Genomic DNA, 20,693 nt, shown 5'->3' with positions numbered 1-20,693 from the left:
TGTTTAAATTAACTTCACAAAGGTCAGATGAATCAAAATGGCCTTTTTAGCCAAAAGGACTTTTGTTGTAGCCAAAAATCCTACAAAGGACTTTCCAAGTTTTTGAAACTTGGAAAGTCTGTCCCAGTGGGTTGTTCCGAATTGCGATTTGTTTAGAGGTTTTTCTTCGGCTTTTGAAACAAATAACTCTCGTCTTTTGGCAAAAAACGCTCAAGCCAAGGAGCTTGAGAGGGCGTAAGGCTTTGCGCACCTGCTTTTAGAGAATCAAAAGAGGTTGTCGCTTGCCGAATAAGGATTTCGCGACTGGCCAGAGGTTCCCCCAAATGACTGTCACTGAAATTATAAGAGGTACAGATACAACTTAGGGTGTCGGCGTGCATCCAATCGGCGTTTTCGCCCCAAATTCCACAATTAAAATGTCGATAACCAACGGGGTTTTTGTAGCCACTACCGTTTTGATAAACATTCACAAAAAAGTGAAGCTGAGGGAAAGTACCGCCGATAAACTCCGTCCAACCATCAAATTCAATGGCTTTCCAATAACGTTTTATCGCTAAATATCCATGATTGTCCACCGAAATTTGCCATGCAATGCGGTTGAACGTATAACCATCATTTTTGCCACGCGCTTCATAGTTGCGGTTGTAACTGTACCAATTCCCTACAATACCTTTGGCAAGGGTGGACGTATCGGCCACCGAGCGAATGATTTTGCCCGCTGTATTTTGCCCCGTGAAAAATAAATTCCAAGCGGTCATGGCCAGTAAACCAGTACAGGCAATAACTGTAGCTATTTTCCAGCGTTGTTCAGAAGATTGGACGACTTTGGTTTCTTCCGACGGAGAAGATTCGATGGAAGGCTTGTTGATATTTGTGCGGACGGTGGTGGGCTCAAAACCATTGGCTTGTCGGTACGCATCGAGGGTCGCGTACCCAAGGGTACGCACCAAGGCCAGCATAAAGTGGTCGGTGGTGCCAATAAATGCTTTTGTCGATTTTAGGAGGTCATCATGGCGATCACGGAAAGTGCTGCCGCCAAATTTATAGGTTTCGGGGCCAATGCCTTTTTCGTGCAGTTCGAGGCTTTTTTGGTGGGTGGCGTTGCCAACAAAAGCGGGAAGCTGTCGTTTTTGTTGTTTTTCGTAATGGCTACTTTTCGACCAATTGGCGTTCCCTAGCACCTGATTCATGGAGTGCGGAGGAGTTCGGAAATCGGTATAGGGCAAGCCCAGTTCTTCTTGAAAATATCGTTCTAGTACTTGGTTCCAAAGCTTTTCAAACAAAGGGCGGGCTACTTCAATGTTCATGGTTGTAAAGTGTTGTACAATGGTCAGACGATAGTCAGACCGTTTTGTGCGTTAACTCTGTCTGAGTCGTGCAAGTTATCTTTTTTTTAGAAAAAGCTGTGTAATCCCGCTGTAACTACCCCTTACAGAGCAAGCCACTAGCAGTTACCCTTGACTTTGAGGTAGGAAAACGCCCAATTTTCGGCCATAAACATAAACCGAACTCTTACCCGATGAACCCCCAACTTTCCCAACCCTCGCTCTGGCAAAAATTGAGCGATTTTCAATTAGACGATTCTCCAGAGGCTGCTGTGCAGTTTTCTGATAAGTTAATCAAAGAACAAAGATGGTCACCTGAGTTTGCCAAACGGGCGATGGCCGAGTATAAAAAGTTTTTGTACCTCTGTCTTACGATGCCCCAAGGAGCGTCGCCTTCGGAGATCGTCGATGAAGTCTGGCATTTACACCTGACCTACACGCAAAGCTACTGGCAAAAACTCTGCGGAGAAGTACTCCAACGACAACTTCACCACTATCCCAATAAAGGAGGTGCTTCTGAAAATCAACGCCACCGTGACTGGTACGCTGCTACTTTAATTACCTACGTCAAAGAATTTCAAGAACTGCCCCCTGCCGATTGTTGGCCTTTGCCCAAAGGGTTAGAACTCGAAAATCACTTAGCCCCGACTTCACCTTTCCGAACGCCAACTTTGCAGATGACGCCGCTGTGGGAAGGACATCAGTACTGGCCCGTCGGAGCGGCGGTTATTGGGCTATGTTCGCTCGGGATGTTTATGCTGTCGGGGCCGCACTTTTTATTGACTTTTCCCCTTTTGATGGCCTGGGCTTGGTGGGGAACTTACCACAAAATTCAGTATAAAAAACGAGTCGTAAAGGAGGCTACGCGGCAGTTACACCCCTATCATTTTGCAGCCTTGTTTAAAGACACCGAAACTTTGTTCAGAACCCTTGTGGCCGATTTTGCCGAAAGGGGCTGGATTCGTTACCAAGACGAAGGGAAATTTGGGTGGGATACACAGGTGCAGCAACCGATGATGTACTCGTTGCAAGCCCAAGACCAAAAGGAACTACCAGCGGGGCTTTTGAGGGCGTTTTTGTATCCGTTTGCAGAAACAATATCGAAAAAAGCCATCGCGTTGAGAAATGAACTTGCCAAAGATACGGCGGTTAGCTTGTTTCAATGGTGGGTAATCATGCTGGGACTGGCACGCATGGCGCAGGGATTACTCAACGGCAAGCCCGTGATTTTTTTGCTATTAATGCTGATTATTTATGTACTGGTTTGGATTGTGCTAGGGCAATTGCCATTGATAGACAATGAGACAAAAAGAACGTACCAAGCCAACGACTGGGAAGGGTACATCACAGCAGGAGCCTTAACTTTTTTACTGTTTGATGCTTCGTATAGTTTGGGCAACGACCAAACTATACAGCGGGTGTTTAGCAATGCTCCCAAATCGGACGATGGGGTAGGCTGGTTGGGAGGGGCTGTAGCTATCAATACGTCTAAAAATACCAGTGGAGGAGAAGGAGGGGCAGGGTGTGGTAGTAGCGGCAATGGTGGTGGCGGCGGTTGTGGAGGGGGTTGCGGTGGTTGTGGAGGCTGTGGGGGGAGTTAGTAGAGAAATAAGTTTTTACAAACACTTCAATTCGACGTATCTTCGTGCAAACGCTTTTTTAACACCTTGATTGCTGATTCAATGAAACCCGCCTTTTTTCTGTTTCTGTTCGCTGTTCAAATTGTTTTTGCGCAAAAGAATACCTCTCAAGTATTGGACAGTGAGGTGAGTGCTGTTGTGGAGAAATACATCGCAGAAAATAAGATTCCTGGGGCGGTCGTGGCCATTAAAAAGGGAAATAAGCTTTTGCTCAAAAAAGCATTTGGATACGCAAAATTGAAGGAATTTGACGGCTCGGTATCGGAGCATCCCGAAACGATGACGGTCAACCACTTGTTTGATATTGCGTCGTTGACCAAAGTGGTTGGGACAACGACCGCAATGATGAAGCTACACGACGAAGGAAAACTCAACGTGGACGACCCAGCTTCAAAGTATGTCAAAGGCTTAGACGAAGGTGAAAAAGCCAAAATTACCCTTCGTCATTTGTTGACGCATACGTCGGGGATGTACGAGTGGTATCCGTTGTACTATTTTTCGCAACAACGCGCCACGACTTATGCGTTTATCAAACAACTACCATTGAAATACCCCGTGGGAGAAGGCCGTCATTATTCGGATTTGGGCTTCACGATTTTGGGCGAAATTATTGAAAAAGTGTCGGGGAAATCGTTGGAGGTATATCTCAAAACGGAAATTTTTGCCCCGCTTAAAATGACCAAAACGACCTATAAACCCGATAAAAAGGCAAATCTCATCGCAGCTACATCGTTAGGGAACCCCTACGAAAAACGAATGGTGGAAGACCCATCTTTGGGTTTTGTGGTCAAAGACCTTGACCCGAAAAGCTGGAATGGCTGGCGGCAGTACGTATTACAAGGTGAAGTAAACGACGGCAATGCATGGTACGCCAATGAAGGGATTTCGGGGGCGGCGGGGTTGTTCTCGACCGTGGATGACCTTCAAAAATTGGTGGATATGCTCAAAAACAAGGGGAAAGCAAGAGGCAAATCGTTTATTTCGGAAAAAACCGTAACGCTTTTCTTGACCCAAGATAACTTTAAGAACGGATTAGGCTGGATGATGGATCCAATCAACTCCTTTATGAAAAACGGTCCAACGGGCACGTTTGGTCATACGGGTTTTACGGGCACGAGCATTTCGGTAATTCCTGAAAAAAAACTCTCGGTCATTATTCTCATCAACCGTCAAAACATGGGTTTACAAGCTACCCGAGACTATTTCAATCCAAATCCAATTCGAGACGCAGTATTTAAAGCCGCAGTAAACACACCTTTTAAACCATGAAAAATTTTAGAAAACGCCTCAACCTCAGTTTTGTGCTGTTTGTTGGATTATTGGTCGGTTGTCAAGACAACTTCAAGTACCAAGAGCTTGAATCGAGCTATTTTATTGGGAATTGGGAACGAAGCAATGCTTTCTCGCCTACTATGACGATAATACATAAGCTCATTTTTGATGAAAATGGAAGCGGAAAAATGACGTCACCCAATGGCCTTGTGGTAAGTGCAGATGGCCGCCTGAGTAATTTTGAATGGATGTTTAATAAAACAGACAGTACGCTACTGATCAACGAAGAAGCATACAAAATAATAGAGTATGGGAAGGGTTATTTTGTATGGAAAAAAGGAGAGGAAAATAGCCAGAGAGTTGTACGAAAATAATCTTATACGGGCATTCTGCTCGTTCATAGTTATCTAATAGTAACCGCGTCAGAGACGCGATGCTGTGTTTCGCCCCGAATCGGAGTTCGGGGCGAGCGGAGTAATAGTAACTGCGTCAGAGACGCGATGCTGTGTTTCGCCCCGAATCGGAATTCGGGGCGAGCGGCGAGCGGGGTTATTTTTTCAGATCTTTCACGCTTTTGAGTAAGGCTTCCAACTCTTTCAGCTTTGCAGGGTTGGTTTTGGCTAGGTTGTTTTTTTCTCCCAAATCCCTTTTTAAATCGTACAATTGCGGTTTGGGGTCATTTCCTAGTTCGGTATTGGTTTCAACGCTCATTTTTGCGCGATTGCTTGGTTCGATGTACTTCCAGTCCCCTTGAATGACCGAGAACGTCCCCGCGTGCTCAATCACGTGGTCGCGCCCTTTCTTGTCTTTTCCCAAAAGAGTCGACAGGTAATCGCGCGTGTCGGGGGCGGTAGTAGCGTCAAACGTTTGTCCTGTCAAACTGGCAAACGAAGCCAGCAAGTCGATTTGGCTCACCAACGCAGGCGAAACCCCCGCCTTGATTTTTTGCGGCCAACTTACAATAAACGGTACGCGTGTTCCTGCATCAAAAGCGCTGTATTTTCCACCCCGCAGCGGCCCAGCGGGCGTGTGTCCATTGAGTAGTTCGACGGCTTGGTCTTGGTAGCCATCGTCCACCACGGGGCCATTGTCGCTCGAAAACACAATCAGCGTATTTTGGGTAAGTCCCAGACGGTCGAGCGTTTCCAACACTTTACCAACTGCCCAGTCCAACTGTAGAATTACATCACCCCGTGGCCCCATGCCACTTTTCCCTGCGAAGCGCTCATGTGGTACACGAGGAACGTGGATGTCTTGGGTAGCGAAATAGAGAAAAAACGGTTGCTTCGCGTGGTTTTCGATGAATGAAACGGCTTTTTGGGTAAAAATATCGGCCATGTCTTCGTCTTTCCAACGGGCGCTTTTCCCTCCCGTCATGTAGCCAATGCGCCCAATTCCGTTGACGATGGTAAAATCATGCCCGTGCGAATGTTTCATTTTGAGCAATTCGGGATTGGCACGCCCTGTCGGTTCGTTTCCGATAGGCTCTTTAAAGCTCACCTTGATGGGGTCGTTGGGGTCGAGGTTAACAACGCGCCGATTATCGACATACACACAGGGCACGCGGTCGCCCGTAGCCGCCATGATAAACGATTCATCAAAACCAATGTCCAATGGGCTAGGTTTCACCTCACCATTCCAGTTGGGCCCTCCTTGCGGCCCTAGCCCCAAATGCCATTTTCCAACAACCCCCGTTTGGTAGCCTGCTTGTTGGAATACCAACGGCAAGGTGCTGCGTCCTGGTAAAATCAACGCTGCCGCATCGCCCGTCGCTACGCCCGTGCCAGGTTTTCGCCACGCGTATTCCCCCGTGAGTAACGAGTAGCGCGAAGGAGTACAGGTAGCGGCGGTGGTATGGGCGTTGGTAAAGCGAATTCCTTTTTTAGCCAATCGGTCGATGTTAGGCGTAGCGACTTTTTTTGCACCGTAGCAACTTACATCTCCATAGCCGAGGTCGTCAGCATAAATGATAATGACGTTGGGTTTGGAGGTTTGGCTATGCGCCAATAAAGAGAAGCTAAATAAGACAAAAGACCAGAAAATTTTTCTCATAAAAAGGTTGGGATAACTAGGTTTAGGAGGAGGCAAAAATAGTTCAGCTTACTGCATTATCTCGCCCCGTCCATTGTTTTTTAGAAAAAAATAAAAAAACGGGTTTTCTACTACTTTCAACCTAATAACTCGGCGATAATCCCCTTCGAGGTATAGTCCAGAACGATGGGCAGGAACAGACGTAAAGTGTCCTTTTCCATTACCCAACAAAAGCAATCCTAGCGATGCATCTTGCCGCCCAGAATCTACGTCACTCCCGTGGTCATTTCCACAAAGCAGCACATCGGGGTGTTTATCGGCATTAAAATCACCTACCAACATACTTTGCACGGTCGAAAACTGCGCTTCAACGGGAAGAGGAGTGAGTCCAAACGTCAGGTTTCCATTGTTTTGGAGGTAAGAACTGGAAAAAGTATGCGCAAACCGCTTTTCAGCCGCATTGGCTTCTTTGGCGCCAATAATATCCTCGATACTCGCCTTAGAATACGTGGCGTACCGAGTCATTTTCTTTTTAATCAACGGAACTTGGTTTGCCAACTCATCCAAACTGTGTTTGGGATACGCACGCCCATCTTTAAAGTAGTAACACGGAATGGCATCCAAACGACCATTCTGGTCATAATCTCCCGCGTACAAACGCGCAGGCTGAGCGGGGGTTGCCTTGAAAAATGAATTCTCCCCTCGATTGCCTACTACAAAGTCAACGTCGCCATCTTGGTCAAAATCAGCACCTTCGATGCAATTCCACCATCCACTCGATTGAGCCAACTGCGCTTTGGAAGTAATATCTAAAAATTGGCGCGACGAATTTTTGAGCATCGTAATGGGCATCCATTCTCCTACAATCACTAAATCAGGAAAACGGTCGTGATCCAAATCGGCCCAAAGCGCATCGTTGACAATGCCTAATTTACCACCATTGGGCAGTAAGTGAGACGCATCGCGAAAACTCCCTTGGTCATTAAGGAGTAGAAAGCTTTTTTCAAATAATGGATACGAATGAGGCGTAACTCCCCCACCAATGAAAAGGTCTTGGTCACCGTCCAAATCTAAGTCTTGTGCCTTCACGCAAGTAGCATTAGAAACAAACGGCTGCGGAACGAGCGCGAACTGTCCTTTCCCATCGTTGAGATAAAGACGATGGCGGTAAAGTGGCGAAGAACGCTCCTGTTGATAGCCTCCACTATTGACCCACAAATCCAGGTCTTTATCGCCGTCGGCGTCAAAAAACAGCGCCCCTGCATCTTCGTAGGCCGCATCTTTTTCAAACGCAGGTTGTACCGATTTTTTAAAACTGCCTTTTTGTTGTTGTAGAAAAAGCGTGCCCGATTGCCCTGCCGCCCCTCCAATAAAGAGATCCTCCAGTCCATCTTGATTTACATCGGCCTGTGCCGTATAGGGGCCTTTATTGGAATAAAGATGCTCCAGCAAGGGTTCATCTTTAAAATCTATGTAGTTGTTTTCGAGGTGCGTATAGGTATCAAGCGGTGTTAAAGATGCTTTCTTAAAAATAAATTTTGGAGAGAAACTGCGAGAGATGGCAGGTTGGGCCTCTTTCTGTGCTAGGACCACCAATTGGTCCACGGGCGGTTTTGAAATGTTTTGTGTGGTTCCATCTGGCCACGTAACTTTCAGTTCTTTGATTGCGGTTGTTGTCCCTAAACCAAAGTGAAGGGGCGTACTGGTAGAAGATAAAAATCCGCGGGTAGATGCTACTAGCTGAGTTTGTTGGCCTTCGTCGGTGACTAACGTTACTTGAGCGCCAATCCCCGTTGGATTCAGCGGCGTACCGTGTAACTTCACTTGTAAATAGTGATTTTTGTTGTGCAAACGACTGTTGTTTTGGTACAAAAAAGCCTCACTGTTGTAATTATTTATCACTAAATCTAAGTCGCCATCTGCATCTAAGTCGGCATAAGCAGCGCCATTGGAAAACGAGGGGAGGTTGATTCCCCACTCTGCCGACTTATTTTCAAAACGCAAACCATGGGTATTACGAAAGGCATAATTGGTTAGTGGCGTGCTTGTCATCAGTTTTAATAACTCCAGCGGGTTGATTTTTTTTGCGTTTCCTGCTTTTTGCAGGGCTTCCACCGAATGGTATCGAAAATAATCCAAATCAGCGACATCTCGCGCGTAGCCGTTGGTCACGAAAAGGTCTTTCCAGCCGTCGTTGTCAAAATCAGCAAAAAGAGGCGACCAGCTCCAATCGGTGTGCGATACGCCCGCGAGCTGCGCAATTTCGCTAAATTCGGGGAGGCCGTTTGCATTAAGGCCATTGTTGAGCTGAAGCGTGTTGCGTACTACTTGGTGGTGTAGTCCCAGCCCCACGGCTAAGAAGTATTTATCATAAGGGCTGTTGCCTTTGAGTTGTTTTTGACGGTAGTTGTCTTCGGCTACCATGTCTAAATTCATGAGATCGAGCCAGCCGTCGTTGTTAAAATCGGCGATATCGTTTCCCATCGCATTTTTACTAATGTGCCTAAACATACGGTTGAGCTCGTCCGAAAAACCACCTTTTTGGTTGTTGATATAAAAGAAATCTTTGTCACCGTAGTCGTTAGCCACGTAAATGTCGGGCCAGCCGTCGCGGTTGATGTCGGCTACCGAGCAGCTCAACCCAAAAGTGCTCTGCGCAATCCCCGCTTTTTTTGATACGTCTGTAAAAGAGCCGTTTCCATTGTTTCGGTAGAGTTTGCTATGGGTCGCAAGGTTAGTTTGGGGTGCCACTAACGTTTTCTTCCCCGATGCATTCGTAGTAGTGTAAAGCGTCAAAGCCGATTCAAAATCGACGCGGTGATTGAGCAAAAACAAATCCAAATCGCCGTCTCGGTCATAGTCAAAAAAATTGGCATGATTAGAATAACCTGTGTCAGCCAATCCGTATTCCTTTGCTCGTTCGGTAAAGGTATTGTCGCGATTATTGATGAGCAGTAAGTTGGCCCTATTTTCAGGATGCAGGTCTAACGAGCGACACAAATAGATGTCGAGCCAGCCATCTTGATTGATGTCAACCATGGTCACTCCCGTCGTAAATCCTCCATAAAAGACGTTGGCTTTCTCCGAAATTTGTTCAAATTTCATATTTCCTTTGTTTAGGAACAGCCTTCCCCCAAAGAGGTTACCCGTCATAAATACATCTGGTAAACCATCATTGTTGATATCCCCAATGGCCACCCCTCCGCCATTGTACAGGTACTCATAGGTGAGAATATTGATTTTTTCATTCTCGTTCACTTCGTTAATAAAATAGAGCCCGCTTTCTTGAGGAGATAAAAGCGTGAAAAGAGAGTTTGTCGAAGAGTGGGTCGTTTCGGACGACTGGCATCCTATTACAAACAGTAGTATCCAGCAAACAGGGATAAGGGAGCGTAAAAACATTGGAAAAACTAGATTTAAGGCGATTACAAATCAGGTTAATGGTCTAAATCTACATTGCCTCGTTATGGATTAAAAACCTGACGCTTGTTCGCAATGGCCTAATAACCAATATTTTTGAGTTTTTGAAGGGTTGTTTTGTTACAGTTGTTTTCAAAAAACAAACAGTTGTTTATAAAAAAACGACAGTTGTAAAAAAAAGGGAGTTTAACGGCTTCTACTAGCGTTAATTTGAAAAATGGATGACACTACTACTTTGAAAAATTAGTTTGACTTCTTGGTTTTAACATCTTACTTTTATCGTCTGTGGGTTTCTTCCTGAAAAGGTAAAATTCAACATCAACGGTATAAAACTTATGCTTTTTCGGAAAATTACCCTACTCGTTATTTTAAGTGTTTCCCATGCTTACCTATGGGGGCAAACCGTCGAAGAACCCAAGGCATTACTTCAAAAGTTTTATGCCAACGTCACCTCCAATGCCCGTGGCGAGGCGTTGGTGCAGTTGTGCGATGTATTTAGCGCCATGAATCAGAGCGATTCGGTTCGTAAATACATTCAATGGGGCGTTCCATTGCTGCCTACCATTACTGAAGACGAAACAAAAGCATGGCTAGAACATTACTTGGCCTCCTCCCTCGTACGCACCCTTCCCGACAGCTCACTCAGGTTACAAACGCGTAGTCTCCAGTATTTTACCAAAACGAATGATACCAAAGGGCTCCTGAAAGTCAACCACGCTTTAGGCATTTATCAATCGTATCATGGCAAACCTGCCAAAGAGCGCGCTTATTATTTTGAAGCCCTGAAATACAATGAGTTATACAACAAAACCCGCGAACCCAAGCGTTATGCGCGGTTTCGGGCCGCGATGTACAATAACATTTCGATCAGCTACGGAGCCGAAAACGATTACGAAAAGTCGCTGGAAGCTATTCACGAAGTGGAAAAAGTAGCGCGTGAAAGCCAGTCGGATGAACTCCATTACTTAGCCGCTCAAGGGTACGGTAATATTTACAGTAAAACGAAGCAATTGGATAAATGTGAGTTTTACTACCGAGAAGCGTTGATGTACGCCGAAAAACTCAATCGAATTCCGTACATAGCAGTGTGTTTGAGCAACTTAGGGACGTACTACACGTTTACCAATCAGTACGACGAAGCCCTCAAAATGAACAAACGTGCCCTGGATATTGCCTATCAAATGAAAGATTATTTGGGTGCCTCAAACCGCCTAAACAACCTAGGGAGTATTGAGTCAATGCGGAATAAATACAAAGAGGCGGAGGCGTATTTTCTTCAAAGTATTGACTATGCCGATAAGCTCAAAGCCAAAAGGCCACGACTCAATGCCATGTCGAATCTAGCCCGTATTTATTTACAGTTGGATCGTATTCCTGAGGCGCAAAAAACCGCCCAAGAAGCCATTGTTTTGGCCGAAGAACTGAATGACCGAGAGGTGCTGAGCAAACTGTACAATACCCTCACCAAAAGCTACGAAAAGCAAAACGATTTTGCGAAGGCGCTGGTTTATCAGCGGCAAAAAGCCAAAATGCAAGACAGTATTTTAAACGAAAAGAGCTTATCAAAAATCCACGAACTTCAAGTAAAGTACGAAACTGAGCGTAAAGAATACGAAATCAGAGAGTTGAACCGTCAGAATCAAATTCAAACGTTGGAGTTGCAAGAGCGTAACCTTTGGTTTGCGCTTTCGGGAGTTACCTTGTTTGGATTGGTGTTGTTAACAGCTTTTTATGCCCGTCATCAAATTCTCAAGAAACAAAATCAAGTACTAGACATCAACCAAAAATTATTACGTACCCAAATCAACCCTCACTTTTTTTTCAATGTATTGTCATCCATTCAGACGTATTTGTTAGAAAAAAAGGAGCCTATGCAAGCGGTTTCTTATTTATCAAAATTTGCCAAATTGATGCGTTCAGTGCTGGAAACCAGTCGAGTAGAATTCATTGCGATAGCGGAAGAAGTATCCATGGTCCAAAACTACCTCGAAATTCAAAAAATCAGATTTGGGAATCAGTTTGACTATGAAATAAGGCTAGAAGAGGGCGTGTTGGCGGAAGAGTGGGGCGTTCCTCCCATGTTAGCCCAACCTTTTTTGGAAAATGCCCTCGAACACGGCATCCGTACGTTGGCACAAAAAGGTAAAATTGAGGTCACCTTTCAAAAATATGGCGCAGGGATTCGACTGATTATTAGGGATAACGGAATAGGCCGACAAAAAGCCGCGACCCTTACACCAGAAGCCGAAAAACAGTCGTTGGCTACCCAAATTACCAAAGAGCGTATTGCGATTTTGAATAAACAGGTACGTGGCAAAATAGATTTTACCGTAGAAGATATTCTCGAACACGAACAAGTCATTGGCACCCAAGTGCTGTTTCTCCTACCCCTGATTGAAGTATGAATTGTTTTCTGATTGACGACGAAGAAGTACACCGTCGCGGCTTGCGGCAATTAATTGAACAGTTTTTCCCAGAAATACAAATTGTCGGGGAAGCAGGCTCGTTGTACGAAGCACAAAAATGGCTACGCACTCATGCCGTCGATATTGTTTTTTTGGATGTAATGCTAGGCGACGGCACAGGCCTTGATTTGCTCAAAGCAATGCCTGCGCGCCCGTTTCAAGTGGTGCTGGTATCGGCTCACAACGAATTTGCAGTAGAAGCGTTTCGACTTTCAGCCTTAGATTATTTACTAAAACCTATTGATCCTGACGACTTTCAAGAGGCTATTCATCGAGCAAAACAACAACTTCAATTTAACCAAACGCACCTTCAGCTTGAAATTTTACGCGAAAACCTAGAAAAACTCACTCACCAAAACCGTAAAATGGTGCTGCGGGATGCCGACACCATTTATGTGGTCACTCTCTCAGACATCGTTTATTGTCGAGCGGAAGGAAGTTACACAGCATTTAGACTCATCGACGACCAAGAAATTTTAGTGTCAAAAAACCTTGGCGAATACGAAAAACTGCTAGAAACGGCCTACTTTATCCGTTCGCACCATTCGTACATAGTTAACCTCAATCAAATTAAAAAATTTGATAAAACGGACGGTGGGCAACTCATCATGCTTGGGGGCCATACTGTTCCAGTGGCAGTTCGCCGAAAAGAGGCGTTACTCAATGCGATGAGCCGATTTTTACAATAAAACCCAAACAGTTGTTGGTTTTTTATGACCACTTACTGAGCAGTAGGCCGCGACTATCAATCTACCCGATTCGACTTCAATTAGGCATCTATTTTCGTAGTTGCCACAGAGTCGTTTGGCACGATTATCTTCAAAACCTTATTCGCTTCGTCTATGAAAAACTATGTACTAGGGGTATTTTTTATGCTTTTAGGGCTATTGCAGAGCCACGCTCAATGTCCCAAAGGAACACTAGCTTTTGTGGGTACCAATTTTACTACCCCCGACGGCCTAACTGTGGGGACTCGGGCAGAGTTAGTCAATAGCATGTGGCCAGGGGAGTATGTGGAGGTCAACCTCACCGCAGGGAATGCCTACCGATTTGATGGTTGTGAAAACGTGGGAGAGGATACTTACTTGACAATCCGAAATCCATCTGATGTGGTAGTAGCATGGAACGATAACACCTGCAACAATAACCCACAAATCAACTATACACCTACTGTATCAGGGAAATACTCCTTCTCAATCCACCGAAACGGATGTGGTACTACGATCAATCCTACACCCCCAATGTTCCATATTCATGCTACGTTGGTGTCGGTCGCGGGTGGTGGGGGAGCCACCGTTTCGTCCATTGTGCGGGCATCGCCTAATCCTTCCAATTCGAGTGTGGTGAATTATACCGTAACTTTTTCAGGAAATGTAACTGGGGTGTCAGCCAGCAACTTTTCGCTCACCACAACAGGGGGTATTACAGGGGCAAGTGTGGGGACGCCTTCTGGTTCAGGCACTACCTGGACGGTGCCTGTCAATACAGGTTCGGGTGATGGTACGATTCGACTGGACATGGTAAATGCGACAGGGGTAAACCCAACGGTTACGGTTCCTTACACTTCAGGAGAGGTCTATACCATTGACAAATCACCTCCAACGGTAAGTATTGGCTCGCCTAGTGCAAGTGCTGCCAACTGCGGGTCGGTTACCTATACCATTTCCTATACAGGAGCTTCAACTATTACTTTAGCCCCTGCTAATGTCACCCTTAACATTACGGGAACTGCCACTGCCTCCGTAGCGGTTGCAGGCTCAGGAACGAGTACTCGAACGGTAACTTTAAGTGGAATAACGGGTACTGGAACATTAGGGATTAGTATTGGAGCCAATACCGCTGCTGATGCTTTGGGAAATAGCGCGACTACTGCGGGGCCAAGTTCAACTTTCACAGTTACTGCACCCACCGCCTCCATTTCAGCTAACAACAGTCCCATTTGTGCCAACAGTACGGCCACATTTACTTTGAGTGGCACCAGCGGCGCGACAGTGACTTATACGATAAATGGCGGTGGCAACCAAACGACGGTATTAACGGGTGGAACGGCCACGGTCAGCGTACCGAATGTAACGGCGAATCAAACATTAACTTTGGTGTCGGTAAGCGACGGGACTTGCAGCCAGAACCTCACAGGAATGTCAACGGTAACCGTAAATAATTCACCCACCGCCTCCATTTCAGCCAACAACAGCCCGATTTGTGCCAACAGTACGGCCACATTTACTTTGAGCGGCACCAGCGGCGCGACAGTGACTTACACGATAAATGGCGGCGGCAACCAAACGACGGTATTAACGGGTGGAACGGCCACGGTCAGCGTACCGAATGTAACGGCGAATCAAACATTAACTTTGGTGTCGGTAAGTGATGGTAGTTGCAGCCAGAACCTCACAGGAACGTCAACGGTGACCGTAAATAATTCACCTACGGCCTCCATTTCAGCCAACAACAGTCCCATTTGTGCCAACAGTACGGCCACATTTACTTTGAGCGGAACCAGCGGCGCGACCGTGACTTACACGATAAATGGCGGCGGCAACCAAACGACGGTATTAACGGGCGGAACGGCAACGGTCAGCATCCCGAGCGCGACGGCGAATCAAACATTAACCTTGGTATCAGTAAGCGATGGTAGTTGCAGTCAAAACCTGACGGGGACTTCAACGGTGACGGTTAACAATTTACCCAGCGCTTCCATTTCAGCCAACAACAGCCCCATTTGTGCCAACAGTACGGCCACATTTACTTTGAGTGGCACCAGCGGCGCGACAGTGACTTACACGATAAATGGCGGCGGCAACCAAACGACGGTATTAACGGGTGGAACGGCCACGGTCAGCGTACCGAATGTGACGGCGAATCAAACATTAACTTTGGTGTCGGTAAGTGACGGTAGTTGCAGCCAGAACCTCACAGGAACGTCAACGGTGACCGTAAATAATTCACCTACGGCCTCCATTTTAGCCAACAACAGCCCGATTTGTGCCAACAGTACGGCCACATTTACTTTGAGTGGCACCAGCGGCGCGACTGTGACTTATACTCTCAACGGCGGCGGCAACCAAACGACGGTATTAACGGGCGGCACGGCCACGGTCAGCGTACCGAATGTGACGGCGAATCAAACCTTGACGTTGGTGTCGGTAAGCGATGGTAGTTGCAGCCAAAACCTCACAGGAACTTCAACGGTGACGGTCAACAATTTACCCACCGCCTCCATTTCAGCCAACAACAGTCCCATTTGTGCCAACAGTACGGCCACATTTACTTTAAGCGGCACCAGCGGCGCGACAGTGACTTACACGATAAACGGCGGTGGCAACCAAACGACGGTATTAACGGGCGGAACGGTAACGGTCAGCGTCCCGAGTGCTACGGCCAATCAAACCTTGACGTTGGTGTCAGTAAGCGATGGTAGTTGCAGTCAAAACCTGACTGGAACGTCAACGGTGACCGTAAATAATTTACCCAGCGCCTCCATTTCAGCCAACAACAGTCCCATTTGTGCCAATAGTACGGGCACATTTACTTTGGGCGGCACCAGCGGCGCTACCGTGACTTATACGATAAACGGCGGCGGCAACCAAACGACTACTTTAACTGGAGGCACGGCCACGGTCAGCGTCCCGAATGTGACGGCGAATCAAACATTAACTTTGGTATCAGTAAGCGATGGTAATTGCAGCCAAAACCTGACAGGGACGTCAACGGTGACGGTCAACAATTTACCCAGCGCTTCCATTTCAGCCAACAACAGCCCCATTTGTGCCAACAATACGGCCACATTTACCTTGAGCGGCACCAGCGGCGCGACTGTGACTTACACGATAAACGGCGGCGGCAACCAAACGACGGTATTAACGGGCGGCACGGCCACGGTCAGCGTCCCGAATGTGACGGCGAATCAAACATTAACTTTGGTGTCAGTAAGCGATGGTAGTTGCAGCCAGAACCTCACAGAAACTTCAACGGTAACGGTAAATAATTCACCTACGGCCTCCATTTCAGCCAACAACAGTCCCATTTGTGCCAACAGTACGGCCACATTTACTTTAAGCGGAACCAGCGGTGCGACAGTGACTTACACGATAAACGGCGGCGGCAACCAAACGACGGTATTAACGGGTGGAACGGTAACGGTTAGCGTCCCAAGCGCGACGGCGAATCAAACATTAACTTTGGTATCAGTAAGCGATGGTAGTTGCAGCCAAAACCTCACAGGAATTTCAACGGTAACGGTCAACAATTTACCTACGGCCTCCATTTCAGCTAACAACAGTCCCATTTGTGCCAACAGTACGGCCACATTTACTTTGAGCGGAACTAGCGGCGCGACAGTGACTTACACTCTCAACGGCGGTGGCAACCAAACGACCACTTTAACGGGCGGAACGGCCACGGTCAGCATCCCGAGCGCGACGGGGAATCAAACATTAACTTTGGTATCAGTAAGCGATGGTAGTTGCAGCCAGAACCTCACAGAAACGTCAACGGTAACGGTAAATAATTCACCTACGGCCTCCATTTCAGCCAACAACAGTCCCATTTGTGCCAACAGTACGGCCACATTTACCTTGAGCGGGACTAGCGGCGCGATAGTGACTTACACTCTCAACGGCGGTGGCAACCAAACGACGGTATTAACGGGTGGAACGGCAACGGTCAGCGTCCCGAGTGCTACGGCCAATCAAACCTTGACTTTGGTGTCGGTAAGCGACGGGACTTGCAGCCAAAACCTGACGGTGACGTCAACGGTGACGGTCAACAATTTACCCAGCGCTTCCATTTCAGCCAACAACAGCCCGATTTGTGCCAACAGTACGGCCACATTTACCTTGAGCGGGACTAGCGGCGCGACAGTGACTTACACGATAAACGGCGGCGGTAACCAAACGACCACTTTAACGGGCGGAACGGCAACGGTCAGCGTCCCGAGTGCTACGGCCAATCAAACCTTGACTTTGGTATCAGTAAGCGATGGTAGTTGCAGCCAAAACCTGACGGGGACGTCAACGGTAACGGTCAACAATTTACCCACCGCCTCCATTTCAGCCAACAACAGTCCCATTTGTGCCAACAGTACGGCCACATTTACTTTAAGCGGAACCAGCGGCGCGACAGTGACTTACACGATAAATGGCGGTGGCAACCAAACGACTACTTTAACGGGAGGGACGGCAACGGTCAGCATCCCGAGCGCGACGGGGAATCAAACATTAACTTTGGTATCAGTAAGCGATGGTAGTTGCAGCCAGAACCTCACAGAAACGTCAACGGTAACGGTAAATAATTCACCTACGGCCTCCATTTCAGCCAACAACAGTCCCATTTGTGCCAACAGTACGGCCACATTTACCTTGAGCGGGACTAGCGGCGCGATAGTGACTTACACTCTCAACGGCGGTGGCAACCAAACGACCACTTTAACGGGCGGAACGGCAACGGTCAGCGTCCCGAATATGACGGCGAATCAAACATTAACTTTGGTATCAGTAAGCGATGCGAATGGATGTTCGCAACCATTGGCGGGGATGGCGACAGTTACTATTCAAACAAAACCCTCTATTTCGCTACAAGTGCAGAGCCAAGAATTAAACGAAGGCAATAACCAAGTATTCTGCGACACAGACGCTAATCTTGTCAATAGTTTACAGTTTGGTATTTCGAGTTCGTGCGTTTCGGTTTCTCCTGTTTGGCGAGTGCAAGTAGGCAGTGGCGCATGGAGCAACTGGGCTCCCAATCCCCCAATTTCTCAATCCTCCAATAATCAACTCCACCGTTATCAAGCGGCCTGCGACGCCAATTGTGCTGCTACTTACTCGGGGGTGATTGAAGTAACTATCAACTATCGGGCTTCTGTTCCCCAGAACGTATCGCTGATAACAGATGCAGATGGCGTAGCGGTGGCAGTTGGTGAAACCAAGGAAGTTTGTGCCTTATCAACAACTCCTATTTTATTCACAGCGACTTGTGGGACGGGAGAAATCATTGTTTACTCCGTTGATGGCGGTGAATATACGACAGGAGTACCCTCAGGACTGGCAGACAATCAGTACCACAATTACCGTGTTCGCTGTCGAGAGGCAAATGGTATTCCGTCTTGTGTAGAAAGCGAATCTGGGGTGATGCGGTTAAAATTAGTTCCAATTCCCGCTGCCCCTCAAGTGTCCCTTTTCCCTGAAACCAGTTGCAACCCAACCACAAGTTTTAGCGGGCAATCATCTTGCGGTTCCCTAAAAACAGTTTGGTACAATGCCACTACCAACATTGCTTTGCCTAACTTGCCTTCTACTATTCCTGCCGAAACGACTTCTTACTACGCTCGTTGTCAGACGGAAACGGGTTGCGTAAGCGAAAGAAGTCAAGTTGTGACTTTTACGCTCCAAACGACTTATCAAGCCCCTGTTGTGACTGTTTCGCAAGAAATTGTGTGTATAGGGACGACCGTTGTTGTCTCAGCCAACTGCCCCGCAGGAAGTCGAACGTTCTGGAATACAGGTATCACCGCAGCAAGTTTTGAAGTGGCATTCAGCAACGTAATCAAACAGACCTACTGGGCTAAATGCCTTTTTGACGGTGGTTGCCAAAGCCAAGAAAGTAATCGTAAGGATGTATATTGGAACGCCTTCGTGGTCACCTTGATCAACATTGGCGAATCAAGGTCGTCGGTAAAAATCAACGACCGAATGGCTTGGTCTAGCCAATTCATTACCCGTGATGGTGGTCCTACTTTAGAACAAAGCACCCAGCAAAATCCGACGTTATTTTTTGTGGAGAATCCCAACAAAATGGCTCCTCGTTTCTGGACAATCAATGCCGATGCCTGTGCCTTGGGAACAAACGGCTCTTTGACTTTTGACATGTTGGCAACGCCCGAAATGGGTGTGATTCGTTCGTTTAATACCCACGAAAATAATGCCCCTTATTTTATGTATGCCAATCGTGAAGGCTGGACGGAATTATACGCCCAAAATCACCCAGCTTATGGTTTTTACGCCGACAATGGCGCGGGAGGAAATGCCTATGATTCAGGTTTACCCAAAGGGCTATACAAATTGAGTATTCGTTATTGGGACCAAAAAGGCTGGGGAAGTATTTATCCCTCCACCCGCCAAGCGCAAGGCAATGTCCTGGCTTATCAAGAATATTGGTTCCGAATCCAATCGAAAGATGGCGTAGGAGTAGGAGCTGCGAGGGCGGAGAGCAGTGGGCAAGGGTCGGACCGTCGCACGGTAAATGGCAAGGAGCAAATGGCAACTACTTTGTCATCCTGGCGGTTCGCCGATGCGAGGGATCTAAAATCGACTGATAACGTTTTCGCTACGGTCTTTCCCAACCCAGTAACCAACGCTCTACGGCTGAAAATGGCTGATAACAGCGGGGTTCTAGTACAAGTTTGCTTGAGAGATGCAACAGGCCGAAAGGTGTTAAATCAGCGATTTATTCCTGAAACCGACGCCCATATCGAAGAAATACAGGTGAGTTCGTTAGCAATTGGTGTGTATGTCTTGGAGGTAAGGACGGCTCATTCTATTACTTACTTGAAAGTAATTAAAACAGAGTAGGGTTTTTCATAAAGTGTATTTAAACCGCCGCCTCTTTTTGAGGGTGGCGGTTTTTTTGTAAAATTCATCCTCAAAAACCCTAAAATTAGCCCCGTTTTCAACCACTCTTCTACTTCCCAATGCCCGCCAACCAAAATCTTTTCTACCTTTATCCGCCTTATACGAAGGTTTTTATAACTTTCGTGGTAATACGCATTGGCATCCAAACAATCATTGAAAACATCAAACCTTTACAACAGTGGCAGACGAACCCCAAAAAAGTAAAATGAGCGGTTGGCTCCGCGATTTAGCAGGAGTTTTTGTAGTACTAGACGACCAAAAGGCCGAAGAAAAACCAGTCGCTCCTGCTTCCGCACCCGCACCCGCCGCGCCGCCTAAAAGCACGCCCGTGAGTGCGCCCGTGTTTGTGGCTCCCGCTTCTAATGACTTTGTGGAAGACCTACGAAACCGTTTTCGGAAGATTTTAGAAGAAAAAAATCAGCCTGGTTTCGACTTTTATGAGTTTTCACAAATGCTGTTGCGGACGAGCAACAACCCTAGTGTAGAGCATTTTAAGACGGCCTATGAAGGCGCTAAACTCCTCAACCCTAATTGTAATCAACAGTTCTTGTTGGAGTCGGCGGCTTTTTATAAAACAGAATTACAAAAAGCGTTTGAAGCGACGGTTTCGGCGGGAGAGCAAAAGAAGAATGCCCTTACTACCGAAAAAGCCAAAGAACAACAGCAACTCAATACCGAAGTCAATACCATTGAGCAACAGTTGGCTAAATTGAAGCAAGAAATTGCCAATTTGGAAAAGATACAAACCGAGAAATTGGCCGCTCTTAACGGAATAGATAGTAAGTTTACGGATAAGTTTGCCGAAATTGAGCAAAAAATTCAAGCGACGATTACGGCCAAAGAGGGCGTTGCCAGTGAAATTAGCTTGATTGAAAACGGCATAAAGCAGTATATTTCGTAAAATTTAACCAC

Annotated in this window: 10 protein-coding genes; 7 read left to right on the top strand and 3 right to left on the bottom strand. The window is 46.8% G+C overall.

Annotated features, from left to right (window positions below; translation table 11 throughout):
- Positions 1-152: 152 nt before the first annotated feature.
- Positions 153-1,307: a hypothetical protein gene (locus tag AC23P2_RS11185; RefSeq protein ID WP_487773271.1), complete on the bottom strand. Its 1,155-nt coding sequence runs from the start codon at positions 1,305-1,307 to the stop codon at positions 153-155.
- A 212-nt stretch (positions 1,308-1,519) separates the two neighbouring features.
- On the opposite strand from AC23P2_RS11185, the gene AC23P2_RS11180 reads away from it, so the two are divergent.
- From AC23P2_RS11180 to AC23P2_RS11170, 3 genes are all read left to right on the top strand, one after another.
- Entirely contained in the window at positions 1,520-2,926 is a 1,407-nt protein-coding gene (locus AC23P2_RS11180) for a glycine-rich domain-containing protein (protein WP_487773270.1), read from the top strand.
- An 81-nt stretch (positions 2,927-3,007) separates the two neighbouring features.
- Positions 3,008-4,234, top strand: a complete 1,227-nt coding sequence (locus AC23P2_RS11175; RefSeq protein ID WP_487773269.1) for a serine hydrolase domain-containing protein — start codon at positions 3,008-3,010, stop codon at positions 4,232-4,234.
- Complete coding sequence (locus AC23P2_RS11170; protein ID WP_487773268.1) at positions 4,231-4,611, top strand: hypothetical protein; 381 nt, start codon at positions 4,231-4,233, stop codon at positions 4,609-4,611. Before AC23P2_RS11175 ends, AC23P2_RS11170 begins: the two co-directional genes overlap by 4 nt.
- 175 nt (positions 4,612-4,786) lie before the next feature.
- On the opposite strand, the gene AC23P2_RS11165 is transcribed toward AC23P2_RS11170, so the two are convergent.
- Together AC23P2_RS11165 and AC23P2_RS11160 are read right to left on the bottom strand one after the other, a co-directional pair.
- Positions 4,787-6,289, bottom strand: a complete 1,503-nt coding sequence (locus AC23P2_RS11165) for a sulfatase family protein (protein ID WP_487773267.1) — start codon at positions 6,287-6,289, stop codon at positions 4,787-4,789.
- Positions 6,290-6,337: 48 nt separating this feature from the next.
- The gene (locus tag AC23P2_RS11160) at positions 6,338-9,670 is read right to left on the bottom strand and encodes a VCBS repeat-containing protein (protein WP_487773266.1); all 3,333 of its coding nucleotides are present in this window, start codon (positions 9,668-9,670) and stop codon (positions 6,338-6,340) included.
- Positions 9,671-10,023: 353 nt separating this feature from the next.
- On the opposite strand from AC23P2_RS11160, the gene AC23P2_RS11155 reads away from it, so the two are divergent.
- From AC23P2_RS11155 to AC23P2_RS11140, 4 genes are all read left to right on the top strand, one after another.
- Positions 10,024-12,093 (top strand): tetratricopeptide repeat-containing sensor histidine kinase, encoded by a 2,070-nt coding sequence (locus AC23P2_RS11155; RefSeq protein WP_487773265.1) that lies wholly within the window; start codon positions 10,024-10,026, stop codon positions 12,091-12,093.
- Positions 12,090-12,842, top strand: a complete 753-nt coding sequence (locus tag AC23P2_RS11150; RefSeq protein ID WP_487773264.1) for a LytR/AlgR family response regulator transcription factor — start codon at positions 12,090-12,092, stop codon at positions 12,840-12,842. The genes AC23P2_RS11155 and AC23P2_RS11150 overlap by 4 nt, the downstream gene beginning before the upstream one ends.
- Before the next feature lie 153 nt (positions 12,843-12,995).
- The gene (locus tag AC23P2_RS11145) at positions 12,996-19,721 is read left to right on the top strand and encodes a T9SS type A sorting domain-containing protein (RefSeq protein ID WP_487773263.1); all 6,726 of its coding nucleotides are present in this window, start codon (positions 12,996-12,998) and stop codon (positions 19,719-19,721) included.
- Between the two features lie 238 nt (positions 19,722-19,959).
- Positions 19,960-20,682: a hypothetical protein gene (locus AC23P2_RS11140; protein ID WP_487773262.1), complete on the top strand. Its 723-nt coding sequence runs from the start codon at positions 19,960-19,962 to the stop codon at positions 20,680-20,682.
- Positions 20,683-20,693: the final 11 nt, after the last annotated feature.

This window comes from Runella sp. R0.1_18 (assembly GCF_057652155.1).
The sequence above is the reverse complement of the archived record's forward strand: the minus strand, read 5'-3'. Positions and strand labels throughout refer to the sequence as shown.

Coding starts and splice junctions, on each gene's coding strand:
- AC23P2_RS11185 (WP_487773271.1), bottom strand. CDS start 1,307: ATGAACATTGAAGTAGCCCGCCCTTTGTTTGAAAAGCTTTGGAACCAA.
- AC23P2_RS11180 (WP_487773270.1), top strand. CDS start 1,520: ATGAACCCCCAACTTTCCCAACCCTCGCTCTGGCAAAAATTGAGCGAT.
- AC23P2_RS11175 (WP_487773269.1), top strand. CDS start 3,008: ATGAAACCCGCCTTTTTTCTGTTTCTGTTCGCTGTTCAAATTGTTTTT.
- AC23P2_RS11170 (WP_487773268.1), top strand. CDS start 4,231: ATGAAAAATTTTAGAAAACGCCTCAACCTCAGTTTTGTGCTGTTTGTT.
- AC23P2_RS11165 (WP_487773267.1), bottom strand. CDS start 6,289: ATGAGAAAAATTTTCTGGTCTTTTGTCTTATTTAGCTTCTCTTTATTG.
- AC23P2_RS11160 (WP_487773266.1), bottom strand. CDS start 9,670: ATGTTTTTACGCTCCCTTATCCCTGTTTGCTGGATACTACTGTTTGTA.
- AC23P2_RS11155 (WP_487773265.1), top strand. CDS start 10,024: ATGCTTTTTCGGAAAATTACCCTACTCGTTATTTTAAGTGTTTCCCAT.
- AC23P2_RS11150 (WP_487773264.1), top strand. CDS start 12,090: ATGAATTGTTTTCTGATTGACGACGAAGAAGTACACCGTCGCGGCTTG.
- AC23P2_RS11145 (WP_487773263.1), top strand. CDS start 12,996: ATGAAAAACTATGTACTAGGGGTATTTTTTATGCTTTTAGGGCTATTG.